Below are 18,386 nucleotides of genomic sequence, written 5' to 3'. Positions count from 1 at the left end.
ATTTGCCAATAATTCTATTTTATAACAAAAAAGAGCTATTCAATTTTGAATAGCTCTTTTTCTCATTTTTAGCTTTATATGTATTACTTCACTTGGAAAGTAACTCGTCTCACGATTTGACGTGCCTCTTTAGAATTTTTGTTAACAGAAGTATCTTCTCCGTTAGCAATTACATTTAATCTTGAAGCGTCTATTCCTGCATTTACTGCTACTTTTTTCACAGCTTCAGCTCTTTTTCTAGATAATTCAGTATTGTAGCTTGAATTTCCAATTTCATCAGCATAACCAATAATATCAGCCGATTTTCCAGGGTTGTTTTTCAAATATTTCACTAAGAAATCAACACCAGATAGAGAAGCATTTGTTGGCTTAGACGAATTGAAATCGAAGTAAACGTTTACATAACCTCCGTTGATTAATTCTTCAACTGTATTGTTTGTAGCAGTTCCAGCGCCTTTCTTTTCGTAAGTTTTGTCTAAATAGCTTTCTAACTCATCTGGAACACCATTTTGATTAGTATCAATAGATTGCCCTTTTGTGTTAACAGCAACTCCTGCGATGCTATTTGGTTCTAAATCGTATAAATCAGCAACTCCATCTTTGTCTGAATCTATAAGGCCAGTTTCGATTAAGTCCACTCTTTGTTCCAATTCGCTAATTCTATCTTCTTCACCAACCCAGTCAGCATGTTTTTCGTTTTTACCTAAGTAGAAAGTCAAACCAACAGAAGCGTTCAGTAAAACTCCGTCAAAAGAACCAGTTGTTGTATTGCCCATTCCGTCAAAATTCCAGTTTTGTCTTCCGTTTACAATTCCTGTAAGATCTCCAGTCAACGCTACTCTGTTACTTAATCTAATCTGTCCAGTTAAACCTGCAATTCCGTGAGCCATATAATCCTGACCTCCAAATCCAGTTTCTGTGCTAATTTGAGAAACCCCGAAACCACCATGGGCTAAAAGACCAATTGTGTTTGTCCAAGTTTCAAAATTTAAAGCACGTCCCACATTGATAACCCCTTGTAAACTTGCTCTAACGTAACGACTTTCAAAATCGGGAGTATCTTTTTTCTCTTTAAATTGGTCGTAACCAACATCTAATTTTACCCCAAACTTTGGACTAAACATATATCTTACACCTAAGTCCCCGTGAAAAAAGTTTAATGATTCAGTAGTATAACCTGGAGTCATTGTTCTGGTTGGTTTGTTAACACCGCCATTCAGTTCGATCGACCATTTGTTGAATTCTTGATCTACGTTAGGTTTTGTAGAAGTGGTAGCCATATTTTGAGCGCCTGCAGCAAATGATAGTAATAATAAGGATACTGATACTAATTTCTTTTTCATGATATCAAAAATTAAATTGTTTTTATTTTAAACTCTGAAACAAAATTAGAAGTCGAATTCTAGAATGTGTTGTATATACCCTTACATAATTCCCATATTTTAGCTTTTAATTGTGTAAATCCGTTAAAATAAGTACAATAGAATGCATAAAAAAAGGACAAAATTCACATTTTGTCCTTTTGGCTATCCTAAAAAAGAGTTATTATTTTAAATCAGGCTGATAAATTTTAACAGATCCGTCTCCTTCGCTACTTACTACTAACAAGCTTCTTTTTGTAGGGCTTTTTGAGGCCGGAATAAAAAGAATGCCTTCAGGAGCATCACCTGTTTTTACAGTTTGTAAATATTGAGGCGCAGTTGGATTTGTAGCATCATAAACCATAAAAGCATCCGATCTTTCTAAACCAACAAATAAAATGTTTTGACTTCCCATTTTGGCAGCGACTACAGCTTCTGGTTCAGAACCTTTATCGTCACTTCTTTTATCGTCGTATGTACCTAATTCATTTGTTTTTTTATCAACATCATTTTTGCTGTCAAAAACGATTTTTCCTGTATTTCCATTCCAGATAGAAAACGATCTTCCTCCAAAACTTACCATTTGGTCTAAATCTCCATCTCCGTCAGTGTCTCCCATGTCTGCAACAAGATTTAATCTTCCTAAATTGGTGTCTAATTTTAAAGTAGCGGCATCTGGAAAAGCTGTTGCATCAAGCGTCAAACTTTTCATGCGTTTCACATCTGTATAAGCTGTGTATTCTCTTGCGTCACCTTCATTTGCAGTAACAAAATATGGAGTATTATTTACAGTAAAATGGCTAATAGCATCTGGCATATAAAGACCTTTTACTTTCCAAGGGTTAAAAGCAATTTTGTTGTCACTATCGCTTACATCAATTGCATTTTCAGCAGTGTTGTAATCTTTTAATCCTAGTGGATAAATAGCAGTTATGGTTTTAGAAGTTAAGTCAACTTTTGCAACACCATTATTTTCTTGTAAAGTAATCCAAGCAGTTTTAGAATCATCAGAAATTGTAATGTATTCAGGTTCGATATCTTGAGCAAAACTAGTTTTAGCAAATTTTGAAATTCTGAAACCATCTTTTTTCAAGGCTTCTGCTTGACCAGCAAATGAAGCAAAATCTAAAGTTGTTACATTATAAGAGCTAGTTTCAATAATAGAAATAGTTCCGTTTGGATCTTGTGTGTAATCTGTATTTGGCTCGCCTTCATTTGCTGTCATAATATATTTTCCGTCTGGAGAAAAAGTAATCATATCTGGTAAAGCACCAACTGTTACTTGTTTAATCAAGCTGTAATCTGAAGTATTAAAAATAACTACTTTTCCGTTTCCTTGTTTGTTTACTGTAGATTCTAAAGCAACAGCCAGTTTTCCGTCAAAAACAGAAACGCTGTTTGCAGCACCTTCATAAGCAACTAAATCAATTTTTCCGATTTTTAGTGGTTTTGTTGGATCTGTAATATCAATAACATCAATCTGGTTTACTCCACTATTGTTTACAGTAAAAAGGCGTTTTGTTTTTTCGCAGTAAGCAGAAATTTCAGCAGCGGCTTCTCCGCCAATTGTAATAGAACCTATTTCTTTAAAAGTTCCTGGATTTTCATTTACAACAACTTCGGGTTCAGTGTTTGAATTTTCATCATTGTTACAGCTTGCCAATATAAATAGAGCTGCTAATAATGAGAGAGATAAATTTTTCATGTGTTAGTTTTTAGTTTTGGCAAAAGTAATTCTGAGCTCTCTGTTAAATATTAAGGCTGTATTATTTAATCTTTAACTTAAATTTTGCAGGATAAGTTTTGTGAAATAATCAGGAATTTTAATCAAATGTTTTATAATCCTAACGAATGCTTATCTTTGCACTTTCTAAATTAGAACCTATTTATGTCAACAAATAATAGAAGATTTCCAGCAGAATGGGAAAAACAGCAAGGAATTGTATTGTGTTTTCCGCACAATGGTAACGATTGGCCAGGAAAATACGAAGCCGTTCAATGGGCTTTTGTAGAGTTTATAAAAAAAGTAGCCACTTTTGAAACTGTTTTTTTGGTTGTAGCCGATGAAAAACTGAAAGAAAAAGTTGCTGATATGCTTGAAAGAGCCCGTGTGAATCTTAAAAATGTTTCATATATCATTCATAAAACCAATAGAAGCTGGATGCGTGACTCTGGACCAATTATTGTGAAAAATGGTTCAAAAAGAGAAGCGTTGAATTTTAATTTTAATGGTTGGGCAAAATATAAAAATTATCAATTAGATAAGTATGTTCCGGGTAAAGTAGCTGATTTTATTGATGTTCCGCTAACTCAGGTTATGTACAAAGGAAAACCTGTAATTGTAGAAGGTGGGGCTATCGACGTAAACGGAAAAGGAACTTTGCTGACTTCTGAAGAATGTTTGATGCACCCAACAATTCAAGTTAGAAATCAAGGTTTTACGAAAGAAGATTACGAAGCAGTTTTTAAAGAATATCTCGGAGTAACCAATGTAATTTGGTTAGGAGATGGAATAGAAGGTGATGATACTCACGGACACATCGATGATTTGTGCCGATTTGTAAATGAAGATACGATTGTAACGATTGTAGAAACTGATAAAAACGATTCAAACTACAAACCTTTGCAAGATAATTTGAAACGTCTTCAAAATGCAAAATTAGAAAACGGAAAATCGCCTGTAATTGTAGCATTACCAATGCCAAAACGTGTAGATTTCGAAGATTTAAGATTGCCAGCTAGTTACGCTAATTTCTTAATTTTGAATAATTGCGTTTTAGTGCCTACATTTAACGACAGCAATGATCGTGTAGCATTAAATATCTTAGCAGAATGTTTCACAGACAGAGAAGTTATCGGAATCAGTTGTATTGATTTTATCTGGGGATTCGGAACATTACATTGCTTAAGTCAGCAGATTCCTGCATAAAAATAGTAGTTACAGATTATAAAATAATCGTTTTGATTTTTTAATCTGTGATAAAATGATCAGATATACAGAGACTTTCTTATATTATTTGAGCTGTCATCAAAAGTGGCAGCTTTTTTTTGTTGTATATTTAACAGAGAGATTTGCCGTGTGTCCCGACATCCTTCTTATATTCGTATGTTCAACAATGCAGAAATGCAGATTTAATTTTATATGAAGAAAATATTTTTTATCCTTTCCGTGCTTTCTTCCGGAGCTCTTTTTTCGCAGTCTGATTCACATAAAAAAAATGAACTTACATTTGCGACCTACAATGTAAGTATGGAATCTGATAATTATTCTCCAAAAGGCGCAATGGGAAAATCGGAGCAAATATTGATTAAGCAACTTAGTTCAGGAAATAATACTCAAATTAGAAATATTGCCACGATTATTCAGACCGTTAGACCGGATGTTATTTTGCTAAACGAATTTGATTATATTAAAGATCCTGAACTTGGTGTAAAGGCATTTGTGAAAAATTACTTGAATGTGAGCCAAGGTGGAGCCGCAGCAATTGATTATCCTTATTACTATTATTCAACAGTGAATACTGGCCAGCCAAGTCCTTACGATTTGAACAATGATGGAAAGTTGGATAATTTTGGAAATGATGCGTGGGCGTTTGGTTTGTATCCGGGACAATATGGAATGATGCTTTTGTCTAAATATCCTATTGATGTTAATGCGGTTCGCACTTTTCAACATTTTAAATGGAAAGATATGCCAGGAGCATTGATTACCAAAAAGGCAGATGGAACGGATTGGTACAGTAAGAAAGCATGGAAGGAATTTCCATTGTCTTCAAAATCTCACTGGGATGTTCCTGTAGAAATTGGGGATAAAACAGTTCATGTTTTAGTCAGTCATCCAACTCCTCCTACTTTTGATGGCGATGAAGATCGAAACGGAAAAAGAAATCATGATGAAATCCGATTTTGGAGAGATTATATTTCAGACAATTCGGCTTCGTATATTTATGATGATAAGGGGGTAAAAGGTGGTTTGTCTCCGAATTCTCGATTTGTCATAATGGGTGATCAAAACGCTTCACCAGTTGAAGGAGATGCTATGAGAGAAGGTGTAAAATCTTTAATAGACAGTCCAAAAATTAATAGCGACTTTACGCCTGCTAGTAAAGGTGGTGCTGAATTTAGCCCTAAAAATCCTTTTGGAGTTAATCATACAGCCTTTTGGAGAATGCGAGCTGATTATGTATTGCCATCCAGACTTGGTTTTAAGGTAGTCAATAGCGGCGTATTTTGGCCTGCAAAAGGTCAGCCAATGTCAGAATTGGTAGAAAAACGGGAATCAAGTTCAGATCATCGTTTGGTTTGGGTAAAGGTGATCTTAGAATAAATAGCTTTTCTTTCAATTTTTTCAAGATTAAATATTAAAGCATAAAAAAACCTTGGCTTTCCAAGGTTTTTTGTATTTCTATATCTCTTCAGATTGCTCTGCTCTTCATTGTCTTGTAAAAGGAGGTAATAATTGACTTGAAACTTCTCCAAATCCAATTCTTACTTCGTTGTTTTCACAGAAACCGCGAATAATAACAGTATCATTATCTTCAATAAATTTACGTTCGCTTCCGTCACTCAGTTTAAGTGGATTTTTTCCTCCCCAAGTTAATTCCAGCATAGAACCAAAACTATCTGGAGTTGGACCAGAAATAGTTCCAGAACCCATCATGTCTCCAGAATTCACGCGACATCCGTTTGAAGTATGATGCGTTAATTGCTGAGCCATAGACCAGTACATGTACTTGAAGTTAGATTTTGAAATTACCGTTTCTTCTTGATTTTCTGGTTGTAAAGAAACTTCTAAATGAATATCAAAAGCTTTTTTTCCTTTTGTTTGTAAATACGGAAGCGGTGACGGATCTTGTTTAGGTCCTTTAGTTCTAAAAGGTTCCAAAGCATCCATAGTCACAATCCAAGGTGAAATCGAAGTAGCAAAGTTCTTAGCTAAAAATGGTCCAAGAGGCACATATTCCCATTTTTGCATATCGCGCGCACTCCAGTCATTTAGTAAAACCATTCCGAAAATATAATCTTCAGCTTCATAAGTTGAAATATTTTCGCCCATTACATTTACATCTGTCGTGATAAAAGCAGTTTCTAATTCGAAATCTACTAAACGAGAAGCCCCAAAAACTGGCGTATCGTGTCCAGCAGGTAAAGTTTGCCCCATTGGTCTGTGAACTGGAATTCCAGAAGGAACAATTGTAGAACTTCTTCCGTGATATCCAACCGGAATGTGCAGCCAGTTTGGCAATAAAGCATTATCTGGATCACGGAACATTTTTCCTACGTTTGTAGCATGTTCTCTACTTGAATAAAAGTCAGTATAATCACCAATTAAAACTGGTAATTGCATCTCTACATCTTCGATTTTAAATATAACAATATCGCGATGTTTTGTTGTATCTCTTAATTGCGGATTGGTTTCGTCGAAAATCTCAGCTATGCGATTTCGCACCAGACGCCATGTTTTTTTTCCATCAGAAATAAAATCATTTAGCGTATCCTGCATAAACATATCATCGGTTAATTCAATTCCTTCAAAATAATTTAATTGCTGCAAAGCCCCTAAATCTATGGCATAATCGCCAATTCGTGTTCCTACTGTAACGACATTTTCTTTGGTAAGAAATACACCGAAAGGAATATTCTGAATAGGGAAGTCGCTATTTTGTGGCACTTCTAACCATGATTTTCTATTGGTATCGTTGGCGGTTATTGGCATGTTTAATGTTAATTGTTTGTTGAAAAATTACATGTCAAATATATCATAATCTAGCTGTTTGACAAACGTTTTTTTGTATTTTTGCGTGAAATTAACGAAAAACAAAAAAATGCAACGCGACGAACAAATTTTTGATCTTATCCAAGAGGAGAAAGAAAGACAAATTCACGGACTAGAGCTTATTGCTTCTGAGAATTTTGTAAGTGATGAAGTAATGGCAGCAGCAGGGTCTGTTTTAACTAATAAATATGCTGAGGGTTATCCAGGCAAAAGATACTACGGAGGTTGTGAAGTAGTTGATGTTATTGAGCAGATTGCTATTGACAGAGCTAAAGAATTATTTGGCGCTGAATATGCAAACGTACAACCTCACTCAGGTTCTCAGGCAAATACATCTGTTTACCACGCTTGTTTAAATCCTGGTGACACTATTTTAGGTTTCGATTTATCTCACGGAGGTCACTTAACTCACGGTTCTCCAGTAAACTTCTCTGGCCGTTTATACCGTCCAGTTTTCTACGGTGTAGATGCTGAAACTGGTCGTTTAGATTATGATAAAATTCAAGAAATTGCTACTAAAGAGCAGCCAAAATTAATCATCGCTGGAGCTTCTGCTTATTCTCGCGATATGGATTTTGCTCGTTTCAGACAAATTGCTGACAGCGTAGGAGCGATCTTATTTGCTGATATTTCTCATCCAGCTGGTCTTATTGCAAAAGGATTAATGAACGATCCAATTCCACATTGCCATATTGTTTCTACAACAACTCACAAAACATTAAGAGGACCACGTGGAGGTCTTATTTTAATGGGGAAAGATTTTCCAAATCCACAAGGATTAACAACTCCAAAAGGAGAAATCAGAATGATGTCTTCTTTATTAGACTTAGCTGTTTTCCCTGGAAACCAAGGAGGACCTTTAATGCACATTATCGCTGCTAAAGCGGTTGCTTTTGGTGAAGCGCTTAAAGATGAGTTCTTTACTTATGCAATGCAATTAAAGAAAAATGCAAATGCAATGGCTGATGCTTTCGTAAAAAGAGGTTACAACATTATCTCTGGCGGAACTGATAATCACATGATGCTTATTGACTTAAGAAATAAAGGTATTTCTGGTAAAGAAGCTGAAAATGCATTAGTAAAAGCTGAAATTACAGTAAACAAAAACATGGTTCCTTTTGACGATAAATCTCCATTTATCACTTCTGGAATCCGTGTTGGAACAGCTGCAATCACAACTCGTGGTTTAGTTGAAAAAGATATGGAAACTATCGTAGCTTTAATCGATAAAGTTCTTGCTGATCATACAAACGAAGATCTTATCGAAGAAGTTGCTGAAGAAGTAAACGAATTAATGAGCGAAAGACCAATTTTTGCGTATTAATTAAGATAAGTTATAGAGTTTTTAAAGTCGAAAGTCAAAAGTCTTATTTTGACTTTCGATTTTTGCTTTTATAACTCAAAATTTAAAACTCATAACTCATAACTTTTAGAAATGGGCGTATTAAGATTACAATTGCCAACCGACCCAAGATGGGTAAATATTGTTGAGAAAAACATAGAAGAAATCTTAACAGATCACGCTTGGTGCGAGCAGAAAGCTGCAACGAACGCAATTACGATTATTACCAACAATCCAGAACATCAGGATTTGGTTCAGGATTTATTGGCTTTGGTAAAAGAAGAAGTTGATCATTTTGAACAAGTGCATAATATCATTATCAAAAGAGGATTGAAATTAGGCCGTGAGCGCAAAGATGAATATGTAAACGAACTATATCAATACATGAAAAGAAGCGGTGACGGAAGCCGTGTTTCTGGTCTTGTAGAAAGACTTCTTTTTTCGGCTATGATTGAAGCAAGAAGCTGTGAACGTTTTAAAGTGCTTTCTGAAAACATTCAAGATGAAGAATTGGCTGTTTTCTACAGAGAATTGATGGAAAGCGAAGCAGGACATTATACCACTTTCATCACTTACGCTCGTAAATACGGAGTTGGAATTGATGTTGAAAAACGTTGGAGAGAATGGTTAGAATTTGAAGAATCTATCATTACCAATTACGGAAAAAACGAAACGATTCACGGGTAAAGAAAATAAATTCAAATTTTTAGAAATTCCAAATTCCAATTCTCACGTTTTAGGTTTGTCAGGCTGAGCGAAGTCGAAGCCACGCAAAGTATATCAAATTTTCAAAACATCATATTTGATTCGAGCTTTCGCGAAAGCGAACTAGCAACCTAATTGTTCAAAAGTTCAAGTTTTTGTTAATCTAATATCTGAAATCTAAAATCATAAATTCTTACATTTGAGAGTAACCAAAATCTCGAACTATGAGAATAGAAATGGACCTGAAATTAGGATTTAAAGATGTAATGTTTAGACCTAAAAGATCAACGCTAAAAAGCAGATCTGAAGTTTCCCTAGAACAAAATTTCAAGTTTTTACACAGTACTGCAAATTGGACAGGAATCCCGATTATGGCCGCTAATATGGATACCGTTGGAACTTTTGAAATAGCAAAGGTCTTGGCAAAAGAAAAGCTTTTTACTGCCATTCATAAACATTACACTTTAGAAGAATGGAATAATTTCTTAAAAAATGCAACTCCAGATTTTTACGATTACATTGCTGTAAGTACGGGAACAGGAAAAGAAGATTTTGAAAAGATCGAAAAAATATTAACTGCAAATCCACTACTGAAATTTATCTGTATTGATGTTGCAAATGGTTATTCGGAACATTTTGTTCAATTCTTAAAGAAAACTCGTAAACAATATTCAGACAAAATAATTATTGCTGGAAATGTGGTAACAGGAGAAATGACCGAAGAACTTCTGTTAGCAGGAGCTGATATTGTAAAAGTCGGAATTGGACCTGGTTCTGTTTGTACTACACGTGTTAAAACAGGTGTCGGTTATCCGCAATTATCTGCCATTATCGAATGTGCTGATGCTGCTCACGGTTTAGGCGGACATATTATCAGCGATGGTGGCTGTACAACTCCGGGGGATGTTGCCAAAGCTTTTGGCGCTGGTGCTGATTTTGTAATGTTGGGAGGAATGCTTGCCGGACATACCGAAAGCGGTGGTGAACTAATCGAAGTGAAAGGCGAAAAATTCAAGCAATTTTATGGAATGAGTTCTAAAACTGCAATGGACAAACATGCTGGTGGTGTTGCAGAATACAGAGCGAGTGAAGGAAAAACAGTTCAGGTTCCATTTAAAGGAGACGTGATTCATACTGTTTTAGATATATTAGGCGGAATTAGGAGTACCTGTACATATGTAGGAGCTTCACGATTAAAAGAATTGACTAAACGAACGACTTTCATCCGCGTAAGCGAACAAGAAAATCAAGTTTTTAAAAAATAAAATATACTTCAAAATACATTATGATTAGCATTTCAGAAGCAGGGTTAGGTGATATCAGTACAATTCAGAAAATTACAAACATCACTTGGCCTATTACATACGGTGAAATTTTATCGCAATCACAATTAGATTATATGCTAGGTTTGTTTTATTCTGATGAGGCTTTAGCAAAGCAAATTGAGAATAAAGAACAATTATTCTATCTCATTTTTGATTCTGAATCTACAATTGGCTTTATCGGAATTGAGCATAATTATAAAAATGAAGCCATTACGAAAATTCATAAAATTTACTTGTTGCCAGAAGCACAAGGAAAAGGTTATGGGAAAAAAGTATTTGATTTTATAGAAAAACTGGCTCTGGAAAACAATTCAAAACAATTATCATTAAACGTAAACCGATTTAATACAGCATTAGATTTTTATAAGAAAGTAGGTTTCGAGATTAAAGAAACCGTTGATATAGAAATTGGGAACGGTTATTTGATGGAAGATTATGTGATGGAGAAGAAGCTATAAACAAAAAATGCATGATTAAAATTAAATCATGCATTTTTTGTTTGCAATTAATCGACTATTGTTTACTTAGATTATATTCTTTATCAATTTGTTGGATAATTATTTCGCCATTTTCAATAAAATAGTTGTAACGATCATAAATTTCTTGCCAAGGGATTAAATTTTTTGTTAAATATTTACCTTTTGGAGTTGTTAAGGCTTGCCAATTATCTTTTAAATCTTCTGGATTAGTTGTATTTTCTAAATAGGCTCTTAGACTCTTCTGGCGTGTTAGCCAGCCAGACTCTGACGAGTTGATTTGTGAAAGGATTCCTTGATAAAAGTTCAAAATATTGACAGAAAGAGAATCATTTTCAATGTTTCCAATTTTTCCTGAAGAAACAAATCCATTAAATCGATAAATATTTGGTCGTAAGTAGATATTACTATTAACTAATATTAGTTGCTTTTTTAAAGAGTCTTGGTTAAAAGGTTTATTTCTGTCTAATTGACTAAGTGAAGTGTATAATTTTCCATATTTTTCATATTGTGTAATTATAAATTTTGTGCTTTTGATATCTCTTTGAATGTCTGATTTTAGTCCTATTAAGAATTCTTTAACTTCCTCTTGTTCGCGTTTATGCTCACTCCATTCATGTAATTTAATTGATAAAGAAACTGCAAAAACAATAATAAAAATTTCTAAGCTAATCTCTTTAATTTTTTTTAAAGTACTATTCTCTTTATCCTTTCTTATTTCATCGATTTTTTTAAGATGCTTAATCGCTTCTAATTCTGCCATTTTTTTTAAACCTTTACTTATTTAGTTGATTTCGTTGTTGAAAATTTTTGCAAAATTACACTGAGTAGCGGCTTGCTTTAGCTGGTAAAAGCCATAAAAATAATAGAATAAGATTTATTTAGTAGGGTACAAAGAGTTTGACTAACTCACAATAATATCATGCGTAAACAGTAAACCTTTTACTTCACTCAAAGAAAAAATAGATTTCTTCAGTTTAGTTTTAGAAGGATCAATAGTGTAATTGTAACTTGTTTTAAAATCAGCTTTATTAGCAATGGCTTTGTTGAATTCTGAACGGTATAAGTCGCAATTGTCAAAAATTACGCTGGTTAAATCTGCTGCCATAAAATCTACCGCAATTAAACTGCAATTGGTAAACGGAGTTCCTTTTAATTTTAAAGTATAAAACTTAGAAAAATCGAGGATGCAATCGTTAAAATGAACTTCAAAAATTAGTTTATCACACATAGCGAAATTAACTTCTTTAATTTCGCATCGGTTAAAAGTAACCGTTCTCAATGCCACATAATTAATTTTTGCTTCGCTGAAAATGCAATCATTAAAAATACAATCAATGAAAGTAACGGCCAGAAAAGTGCATGCAGAAAAATTACAATTGTTAAAAACGCAACCTTCAAAATCTTTAAAATTAAGATCGTCTTTGGCGTAAACAATTGTATTGTATTCTTTATCAAGAAAATATTCGCTTTCTTTTTTCAATCCTTTTCTATAATTATTTGACGGTGAAAAGGTAATAATTTACCATAGAATAATGGGAACAAATTATAAATGATTTTGATTTCATTCACACTTTTAATGCATAAAATGCTGTAGCTTTACACTTATTTTTTAAGTCAAAACATATCAATTTTATTATATGGAACTAACAAGAAAAGAACACGATTTTTTGGGAGAATTAGAAATTCCTAATCATTTATACTACGGAATCCAGACTTTTAGAGCGGTAGAGAATTTCAATATTACTGGAATTCCGATTTCAAAAGAACCTTTATTTATCAAAGCTTTAGGATATGTAAAAAAGGCTGCGGCCTTGGCTAATAAAGATTGCGGCGCAATTGATTCTAAAATTGCTGAAGCAATATGTTACGGAAGCGATCAGGTTATTGCAGGTAAATTTGATAAGGAATTTGTGAGCGATTTAATTCAGGGTGGAGCAGGAACTTCTGTCAATATGAATGCCAATGAAGTAATTGCAAATATCGGTCTAGAATATTTAGGTCATAAAAAAGGAGAATACCAATTTCTGCATCCAAATAATCACGTAAACTGTTCGCAATCTACAAACGATGCTTATCCGTCGGCTTTTAGAATTGCTTTGTATCTTAAAATGGAAAGCTTCATTAAAACTTTTGCAGGTTTAGAAGTTGCTTTTGCTAAAAAAGGAGAAGAGTTTAAAGAAGTCTTGAAAATGGGACGAACGCAGCTTCAAGATGCGGTTCCTATGACTTTGGGGCAGGAATTTAAAGCTTACGCTACGACAATTGGCGAGGATATTCAGCGTTTAAAAAATGCTCAGGAATTGTTGTTAGAAATCAATATGGGAGCAACAGCCATTGGAACAAAAGTAAATGCTCCAGAAGGTTATCCTGAAATTTGCGTTAAATATTTGGGAGATGAGGTTGGTATTCCGTTAACACTTTCACCAGATTTAATAGAAGCTACTGTAGATACTGGAGCTTATGTTCAGATTATGGGAACTTTAAAACGTTCTGCAGTTAAGATTTCTAAAATCTGTAACGATTTACGTTTATTAAGTTCAGGACCAAGAACAGGTTTTAACGAAATCAATCTTCCAGCTCGTCAGCCAGGTTCATCTATTATGCCAGGAAAAGTAAATCCTGTAATTCCAGAAGTAGTAAACCAGACCTGTTTTTATGTAATTGGTCAGGATTTAACCGTCACAATGGCGGCAGAAGCGGGACAATTGCAGCTGAATGTAATGGAGCCAGTAATTGCTTTTGCCATGTTTACTTCGTTGGATTATCTTTCAAATGCTATTCAGACTTTAATAGATAAATGTATTAACGGAATCACAGCAAATGTAGATCACTGTTACAATATGGTGATGAACAGCATTGGGATTGTAACGCAATTGAATCCAATTTTAGGATACGAAGAAAGTGCTAGTATTGCAGGAGAAGCCTTAAAAACAGGTAAAAGCGTACATCAAATTGCCGTTTTAGAGCGAAAATTAATCACTCAAGAAAAATGGGATGAAATTTATTCTTTAGAGAATTTAATTCACCCAAAATTTATTACAAAATAGATTTTGATACAAGAATAACAAAACAAAAGTCCTCAGTTTGCTGATGGCTTTTGTTTTGTTGTTATGTTGATTTTTTTTAATTGATTAACTTATAGAAAAGACCAGCTATAAATAAGTATAAAATAAAACAAAGTATATTAACCCCAATCACTTTAAAATATTTATTTGATGTTTTTTCTCTAAAAAAAGCATAATTAATAAATGTTGCACCACCACCTATAAGGCCGCCGATTGCACCTCCGCCAAAAATTACTAGAAATGGTAGTCCTCCAATTATGTATTCATACCATTTTAATGGATTAGCCATAATATGTTTTTTTCCGTCAATTGTCAAAGATTGTGCTGAAATATCAGGAATATTCATTTTAGGATAAGCTTTAACGACTTCATCGTTAGCTCTTTTAATTAAGAAAGGTTTCCCTTTTTCTTTGCTTTGCTCAATTAGATTTCCATTCTGCTTTAACGTAGATTTACCGGAAAAAATATTATTTTCAAATTCAAAGCTATCATTTGGAAATTCTGGTAATGTAAATTCAAAAGTATTTTTCATTCTTTATTGATTTGTTTGCGAAATGTTTAATCAATTTTTATGTTCTCAAAATTATTTTGCAAAATTACTCTAGAAGATAAGCTTACTTTGGTTAGAAAAAGCCAAAAAAATAATAGAATAAGACTTTTAAATTCGTTTTTTTCTTTTTTTATTTGGTAAAATGCTGAAAATAAGACTTATATTTACAGTGAGATTAAGTCTTATTTCTAAAGCTAAACTTTGTAAATGGTAATTTTTTTTAAAAATAATGCCTTTCAGTACAAGTCTAAAATCTTAGGATTATTACTTTTTATTTCTTTTACTCTATCTGCTCAGGAAGGAAATCAAAATCCTGAAATTCAAAACCCAAAAATTTGCCCTCCTAAAACAATATTAGAAATCTTCAAAAAAAAGGATTCTGTTTATGTTGTTAAACCCATAAAAAATAGCTTTTTCTTGATTATTCCAGCGATAGGTTCTCAGCCAGCAACGGGCTTTTTTTATGGCGCTGTGGCACAATATACTTTTAAAGGAAAAGAAGTTGCCGATAAATATTCAATAGCAAATATTGGAATAACTTATACCACAAAAAAACAATGGCTGGTAAATGTCAAGAATAATATTTTACTCAAAAACAATAAGATATTCTTGAGTGGCGATTACCGTTTGTATATTTTTTCGCAACCCAATTATGGTTTAGGAACAAATATTATTCCGCCTCGTCGTGAACAAGATTCAGGTTTTAGTATTGATTCTATTGCACAGCCAATGGATTATAATTATTTTAAATTTCATCAATCTGTTTCTTTTCAGGTTCGACCTAATTTTTATGTTGGTGGGGGTATCAATATCGATTGGTATTCTAGCATTGTTGATAAAGATCTCGACATTGCCAATGGAAATTTCACTTACCATTATAATTACAATCAGAAATATGGATTCGATGAATCGGAATATTTCTTAAACGGGGTGAGTCTTAATTTGGTTTACGATTCTAGAGATAATCAGGTGAATGCAACGCACGGCTGGTTTGCCAATATAAATTACCGATTTAATCCAGAAATATTTGACAATCAAGAAGTAAGTAATGTTTTGTATGCTGAGTACCGAAATTTTATTCCAGTTTCTAAAAAAGACAAAAGATATATTTTGGCACTTTGGACTTACGGACAATTTGTTGCCAAAGGAAAAGTTCCCTATTTGAATTTGCCTGCAATTGGCTGGGATCAGCGTAGTCGAAGTGGAGAAGGCTATACGCAGGGATTATTTAGAGGTACAAATTTGGTTTATTTGGCAACTGAATTTAGATTTCCAATAACGTGCAATCAAATGCTGAGTGGTACCGTTTTTACGAATTTTGTAACCACAAGTAATCCAGATACCAATACCAAGCTGTTTGAATATGTACAGCCAGCCTTTGGTTTCGGTCTTCGCGTTTTAATAGATAAAGCAACAAGAACCAATCTTATTGCAGATTACGCTTGGGGTAACAATTCTAAAGGATTTTATTTGAATGCTGGAGAGACTTTTTAATCTCAAAAATTAAAAATCAAAAACTTTAAACGTAAAATAATATCAAAAAACAGCTTATCGGGTCTGCTTTTTTTATTCTTCACAATAAAATCATAATTTGTAAAGTTGTTTAAAATTATTTTAAATAGTATTCTTATTTTTGTTGTATATACAAACTTCTTAATATGAAATTACTGATAGTCGAAGATGAGCCAAATCTATTATCGATTTTACGAAAAGGTTTTGCAGAAAATAATAATGAAGTAAGTGTTGCTATGGATGGCAAAACGGCCATAGAAATGATTCATAATTATACTTTCGATGTTGTAATTTTAGACGTAATGCTTCCTGATGTTAACGGAATTGAAATCTGCAGAAGACTTCGCGCAGCCAAAAACTTCGTACCAATTTTACTTTTAACTGCTCTGGGAACTTCAGAAAATATTGTGACTGGACTTAATTCTGGTGCCGATGATTATTTGGTTAAGCCTTTTAAATTTGGGGAACTCGATGCTAGAGTAAATGCTTTGTACAGAAGATCTCAGCAGGAAACAGAGAAAATTGATACTATTACAATTGGTGATTTAGAGATAAATGGTCGTGCAAAAACGGTCAAAAGAGATGGAGAAAACATTGTACTGACGGCCAAGGAGTTTAAACTTTTATATTATTTGGCTAAAAATACTGGACGTATTGTTTCGCGTGATCAGATTTTGGATAATGTTTGGGATATTAATTTTGATATGAATACCAATGTTGTCGATGTGTATATTACGTATTTAAGAAGAAAGATAGACAAGCCTTTTTCAACCAAACTGATTCACACCATGAAAGGTTTGGGTTATGTAATAAAACCATAATATGGATATTAGGAAAAAAATCACTTTCAATTATGTTGCTCTTTCTACTTTTAGCACTTCGCTATTGTGTATCATTGTGTTTTTTTTATTCAGAGAAAACAATCGATACCATTTTTTAAAGCGTTTAGATGACAGGGCAAAAATTGTAGCTTCAATCCATTTTCAAAAGGATCCTGAGAAAATTAAATATTATAAAAATCTTCAAAAAAATGGCCTTGAAGAATTAATTGAAGAAGAAGAGTATGTACTCAAAATAAACAGTCACAACAGTTTTGATTACAATACAAACCTAAATCTGCCGAATACTTTTTATACTAATATTTTAAGTATAGGAAAAGACTCTTATGAGAGAGATAACAAGTATTATTTAGGGCAGATTTTTCAAGAAAACAATCAAAAATATATTGTAATTGTTGGTGCGAGAGACCGTAAAGGAAAAGACACAACGGTTTATATTGTCAAAATTATGCTTTTTGGCGGTATTGGTTTTGTGATTCTAGCTTTTCTTTTAGGTCGATATCTGGCAAAACGTGTTATTAATCCTGTAGCAAGAATTACAAAAGAAGTAAAAAGAATTAGCGCTTCTAATCTTCATAATCGTCTTCCTGAGGTTAAAAACTCCGATGAAATATCAGACTTAACCAATACGTTTAATAATATGCTGGATCGATTGGAAACTTCTTTTGAGATTCAGGCTAATTTTATTAATAATGCTTCTCACGAATTAAAGACGCCAATTACCACCATTATTGCCGAATCTGAGATTATGCTTTTAAAAGAAAGAGAAAAGTATGAATATGTAGAATCTCTTCAAAATATTTACAGTCAGGCTTCAAGATTAGGAAATTTGACAGAAAGTTTGCTTAAATTGACTCAGACGGGATATGACGGACAAAAACAGGTATCTGATATTGCGAGAATGGATGAACTGTTATTGGATGTAAAATCTGATTTAGACAAAATCTATCCAGACAATCGCGTAAGCATTAAGCTAAATTTTGCTCCAGAAGACTCAAATTTGCTTTTGTTACCATGCAATAAGCCTTTATTAGAACTGGCAATTAATAATATTATAACCAATGGCGTAAAGTATTCTGATAACAATGAGGTATTTGTAAATCTTACGGCCAACAAAGAAATGATCAAAATTGCGATCAATGATATTGGAATAGGAATTCCGCCAGAAGACATTCCGCACTTATATGAACCTTTCTTTAGAGGTAAAATCGCGGCTAAGTACATTGGTTATGGTTTAGGACTTCCTTTGGCTTCTAAAATCATTAGAATGCACGATGGTGAACTTCAAGTGCAATCTGAACAAAACAAAGGAACAATCGTTACCATCATTTTTAAAAAAGGCAACATTAAAAAATCTAATGTTTAATTTTAGAAAATTCTAATTTTAGATTAATAAAGGTCTAATTTGCCGAAAGTTATTTTGTAAGTATAA

The 18,386-nt window shown here is 33.3% G+C and carries 16 protein-coding genes; 10 read left to right on the top strand and 6 right to left on the bottom strand.

Features of this window, described 5'->3' with window-relative positions; translation table 11 throughout:
- Positions 1-83: 83 nt before the first annotated feature.
- Both ABXT06_RS15360 and ABXT06_RS15355 read right to left on the bottom strand, forming a co-directional pair.
- The gene (locus ABXT06_RS15360; RefSeq protein WP_354591534.1) at positions 84-1,343 is read right to left on the bottom strand and encodes an OmpA family protein; all 1,260 of its coding nucleotides are present in this window, start codon (positions 1,341-1,343) and stop codon (positions 84-86) included.
- Between the two features lie 202 nt (positions 1,344-1,545).
- Entirely contained in the window at positions 1,546-3,066 is a 1,521-nt protein-coding gene (locus ABXT06_RS15355) for a choice-of-anchor I family protein (RefSeq protein WP_354591533.1), read from the bottom strand.
- A 183-nt stretch (positions 3,067-3,249) separates the two neighbouring features.
- Here ABXT06_RS15355 and ABXT06_RS15350 point away from each other — a divergent pair, with 183 nt between their 5' ends.
- Together ABXT06_RS15350 and ABXT06_RS15345 are read left to right on the top strand one after the other, a co-directional pair.
- A complete protein-coding gene (locus ABXT06_RS15350) occupies positions 3,250-4,290 on the top strand; it encodes an agmatine deiminase family protein (RefSeq protein WP_354591532.1) in 1,041 nt (346 codons plus the stop codon).
- Between the two features lie 213 nt (positions 4,291-4,503).
- Positions 4,504-5,688: an endonuclease/exonuclease/phosphatase family protein gene (locus ABXT06_RS15345; RefSeq protein ID WP_354591531.1), complete on the top strand. Its 1,185-nt coding sequence runs from the start codon at positions 4,504-4,506 to the stop codon at positions 5,686-5,688.
- Positions 5,689-5,793: 105 nt separating this feature from the next.
- Here the strand turns inward: ABXT06_RS15345 and fahA are convergent, their stop codons facing one another.
- On the bottom strand, positions 5,794-7,077 hold the full coding sequence (fahA, locus tag ABXT06_RS15340) for a fumarylacetoacetase (RefSeq protein ID WP_354591530.1): 1,284 nt from the start codon (positions 7,075-7,077) through the stop codon (positions 5,794-5,796).
- Positions 7,078-7,186: 109 nt separating this feature from the next.
- Between fahA and glyA the strand changes: the two genes are divergently transcribed.
- The 4 genes from glyA (at position 7,187) to ABXT06_RS15320 (ending at position 10,967) form a co-directional block, all read left to right on the top strand.
- Positions 7,187-8,461: a serine hydroxymethyltransferase gene (gene glyA / locus ABXT06_RS15335; protein WP_354591529.1), complete on the top strand. Its 1,275-nt coding sequence runs from the start codon at positions 7,187-7,189 to the stop codon at positions 8,459-8,461.
- A 111-nt stretch (positions 8,462-8,572) separates the two neighbouring features.
- Positions 8,573-9,166: a MiaE family protein gene (locus ABXT06_RS15330; protein WP_111376884.1), complete on the top strand. Its 594-nt coding sequence runs from the start codon at positions 8,573-8,575 to the stop codon at positions 9,164-9,166.
- Between the two features lie 242 nt (positions 9,167-9,408).
- Positions 9,409-10,449 carry a GMP reductase gene (locus ABXT06_RS15325; RefSeq protein WP_354591528.1) on the top strand — a complete coding sequence of 347 codons (1,041 nt, stop codon included), beginning with the start codon at positions 9,409-9,411 and terminating at the stop codon, positions 10,447-10,449.
- A 20-nt stretch (positions 10,450-10,469) separates the two neighbouring features.
- On the top strand, positions 10,470-10,967 hold the full coding sequence (locus tag ABXT06_RS15320) for a GNAT family N-acetyltransferase (RefSeq protein WP_354591527.1): 498 nt from the start codon (positions 10,470-10,472) through the stop codon (positions 10,965-10,967).
- A 55-nt stretch (positions 10,968-11,022) separates the two neighbouring features.
- On the opposite strand, the gene ABXT06_RS15315 is transcribed toward ABXT06_RS15320, so the two are convergent.
- Together ABXT06_RS15315 and ABXT06_RS15310 are read right to left on the bottom strand one after the other, a co-directional pair.
- Complete coding sequence (locus tag ABXT06_RS15315) at positions 11,023-11,748, bottom strand: DUF6090 family protein (protein WP_354591526.1); 726 nt, start codon at positions 11,746-11,748, stop codon at positions 11,023-11,025.
- Between the two features lie 141 nt (positions 11,749-11,889).
- Positions 11,890-12,468, bottom strand: coding sequence for a pentapeptide repeat-containing protein (locus ABXT06_RS15310; RefSeq protein ID WP_354591525.1), 579 nt, complete (start codon positions 12,466-12,468; stop codon positions 11,890-11,892).
- A gap of 157 nt (positions 12,469-12,625) precedes the next feature.
- Between ABXT06_RS15310 and aspA the strand changes: the two genes are divergently transcribed.
- Entirely contained in the window at positions 12,626-14,035 is a 1,410-nt protein-coding gene (gene aspA, locus ABXT06_RS15305) for an aspartate ammonia-lyase (RefSeq protein ID WP_354591524.1), read from the top strand.
- Between the two features lie 76 nt (positions 14,036-14,111).
- Here aspA and ABXT06_RS15300 read toward each other — a convergent pair whose 3' ends face one another.
- Entirely contained in the window at positions 14,112-14,585 is a 474-nt protein-coding gene (locus ABXT06_RS15300; RefSeq protein WP_354591523.1) for a hypothetical protein, read from the bottom strand.
- A 225-nt stretch (positions 14,586-14,810) separates the two neighbouring features.
- Between ABXT06_RS15300 and ABXT06_RS15295 the strand changes: the two genes are divergently transcribed.
- From ABXT06_RS15295 to ABXT06_RS15285, 3 genes are all read left to right on the top strand, one after another.
- Positions 14,811-16,097 (top strand): BamA/TamA family outer membrane protein, encoded by a 1,287-nt coding sequence (locus ABXT06_RS15295; protein ID WP_354591522.1) that lies wholly within the window; start codon positions 14,811-14,813, stop codon positions 16,095-16,097.
- Positions 16,098-16,261: 164 nt separating this feature from the next.
- Positions 16,262-16,936, top strand: coding sequence for a response regulator transcription factor (locus ABXT06_RS15290; protein WP_202001614.1), 675 nt, complete (start codon positions 16,262-16,264; stop codon positions 16,934-16,936).
- 1 nt (position 16,937) lies between these two features.
- Entirely contained in the window at positions 16,938-18,320 is a 1,383-nt protein-coding gene (locus ABXT06_RS15285) for a HAMP domain-containing sensor histidine kinase (RefSeq protein ID WP_354591521.1), read from the top strand.
- Positions 18,321-18,386: the final 66 nt, after the last annotated feature.

This window comes from Flavobacterium sp. UW10123, assembly GCF_040538975.1.
Classification (GTDB): domain Bacteria; phylum Bacteroidota; class Bacteroidia; order Flavobacteriales; family Flavobacteriaceae; genus Flavobacterium.
Note: the sequence above shows the minus strand (reverse complement) of the source record. Positions and strands in the feature narration are given on the sequence as shown.

Bases quoted from the DNA above. Each gene is read 5' to 3' on its own strand.
- ABXT06_RS15350 (WP_354591532.1), top strand. From the start codon at position 3,250: ATGTCAACAAATAATAGAAGATTTCCAGCAGAATGGGAAAAACAGCAA.
- ABXT06_RS15330 (WP_111376884.1), top strand. From the start codon at position 8,573: ATGGGCGTATTAAGATTACAATTGCCAACCGACCCAAGATGGGTAAAT.
- ABXT06_RS15285 (WP_354591521.1), top strand. From the start codon at position 16,938: ATGGATATTAGGAAAAAAATCACTTTCAATTATGTTGCTCTTTCTACT.
- ABXT06_RS15290 (WP_202001614.1), top strand. From the start codon at position 16,262: ATGAAATTACTGATAGTCGAAGATGAGCCAAATCTATTATCGATTTTA.
- ABXT06_RS15300 (WP_354591523.1), bottom strand. From the start codon at position 14,585: ATGAAAAATACTTTTGAATTTACATTACCAGAATTTCCAAATGATAGC.
- ABXT06_RS15295 (WP_354591522.1), top strand. From the start codon at position 14,811: ATGGTAATTTTTTTTAAAAATAATGCCTTTCAGTACAAGTCTAAAATC.
- fahA (WP_354591530.1), bottom strand. From the start codon at position 7,077: ATGCCAATAACCGCCAACGATACCAATAGAAAATCATGGTTAGAAGTG.
- aspA (WP_354591524.1), top strand. From the start codon at position 12,626: ATGGAACTAACAAGAAAAGAACACGATTTTTTGGGAGAATTAGAAATT.
- ABXT06_RS15325 (WP_354591528.1), top strand. From the start codon at position 9,409: ATGAGAATAGAAATGGACCTGAAATTAGGATTTAAAGATGTAATGTTT.
- glyA (WP_354591529.1), top strand. From the start codon at position 7,187: ATGCAACGCGACGAACAAATTTTTGATCTTATCCAAGAGGAGAAAGAA.
- ABXT06_RS15355 (WP_354591533.1), bottom strand. From the start codon at position 3,066: ATGAAAAATTTATCTCTCTCATTATTAGCAGCTCTATTTATATTGGCA.
- ABXT06_RS15360 (WP_354591534.1), bottom strand. From the start codon at position 1,343: ATGAAAAAGAAATTAGTATCAGTATCCTTATTATTACTATCATTTGCT.
- ABXT06_RS15320 (WP_354591527.1), top strand. From the start codon at position 10,470: ATGATTAGCATTTCAGAAGCAGGGTTAGGTGATATCAGTACAATTCAG.
- ABXT06_RS15345 (WP_354591531.1), top strand. From the start codon at position 4,504: ATGAAGAAAATATTTTTTATCCTTTCCGTGCTTTCTTCCGGAGCTCTT.
- ABXT06_RS15315 (WP_354591526.1), bottom strand. From the start codon at position 11,748: ATGGCAGAATTAGAAGCGATTAAGCATCTTAAAAAAATCGATGAAATA.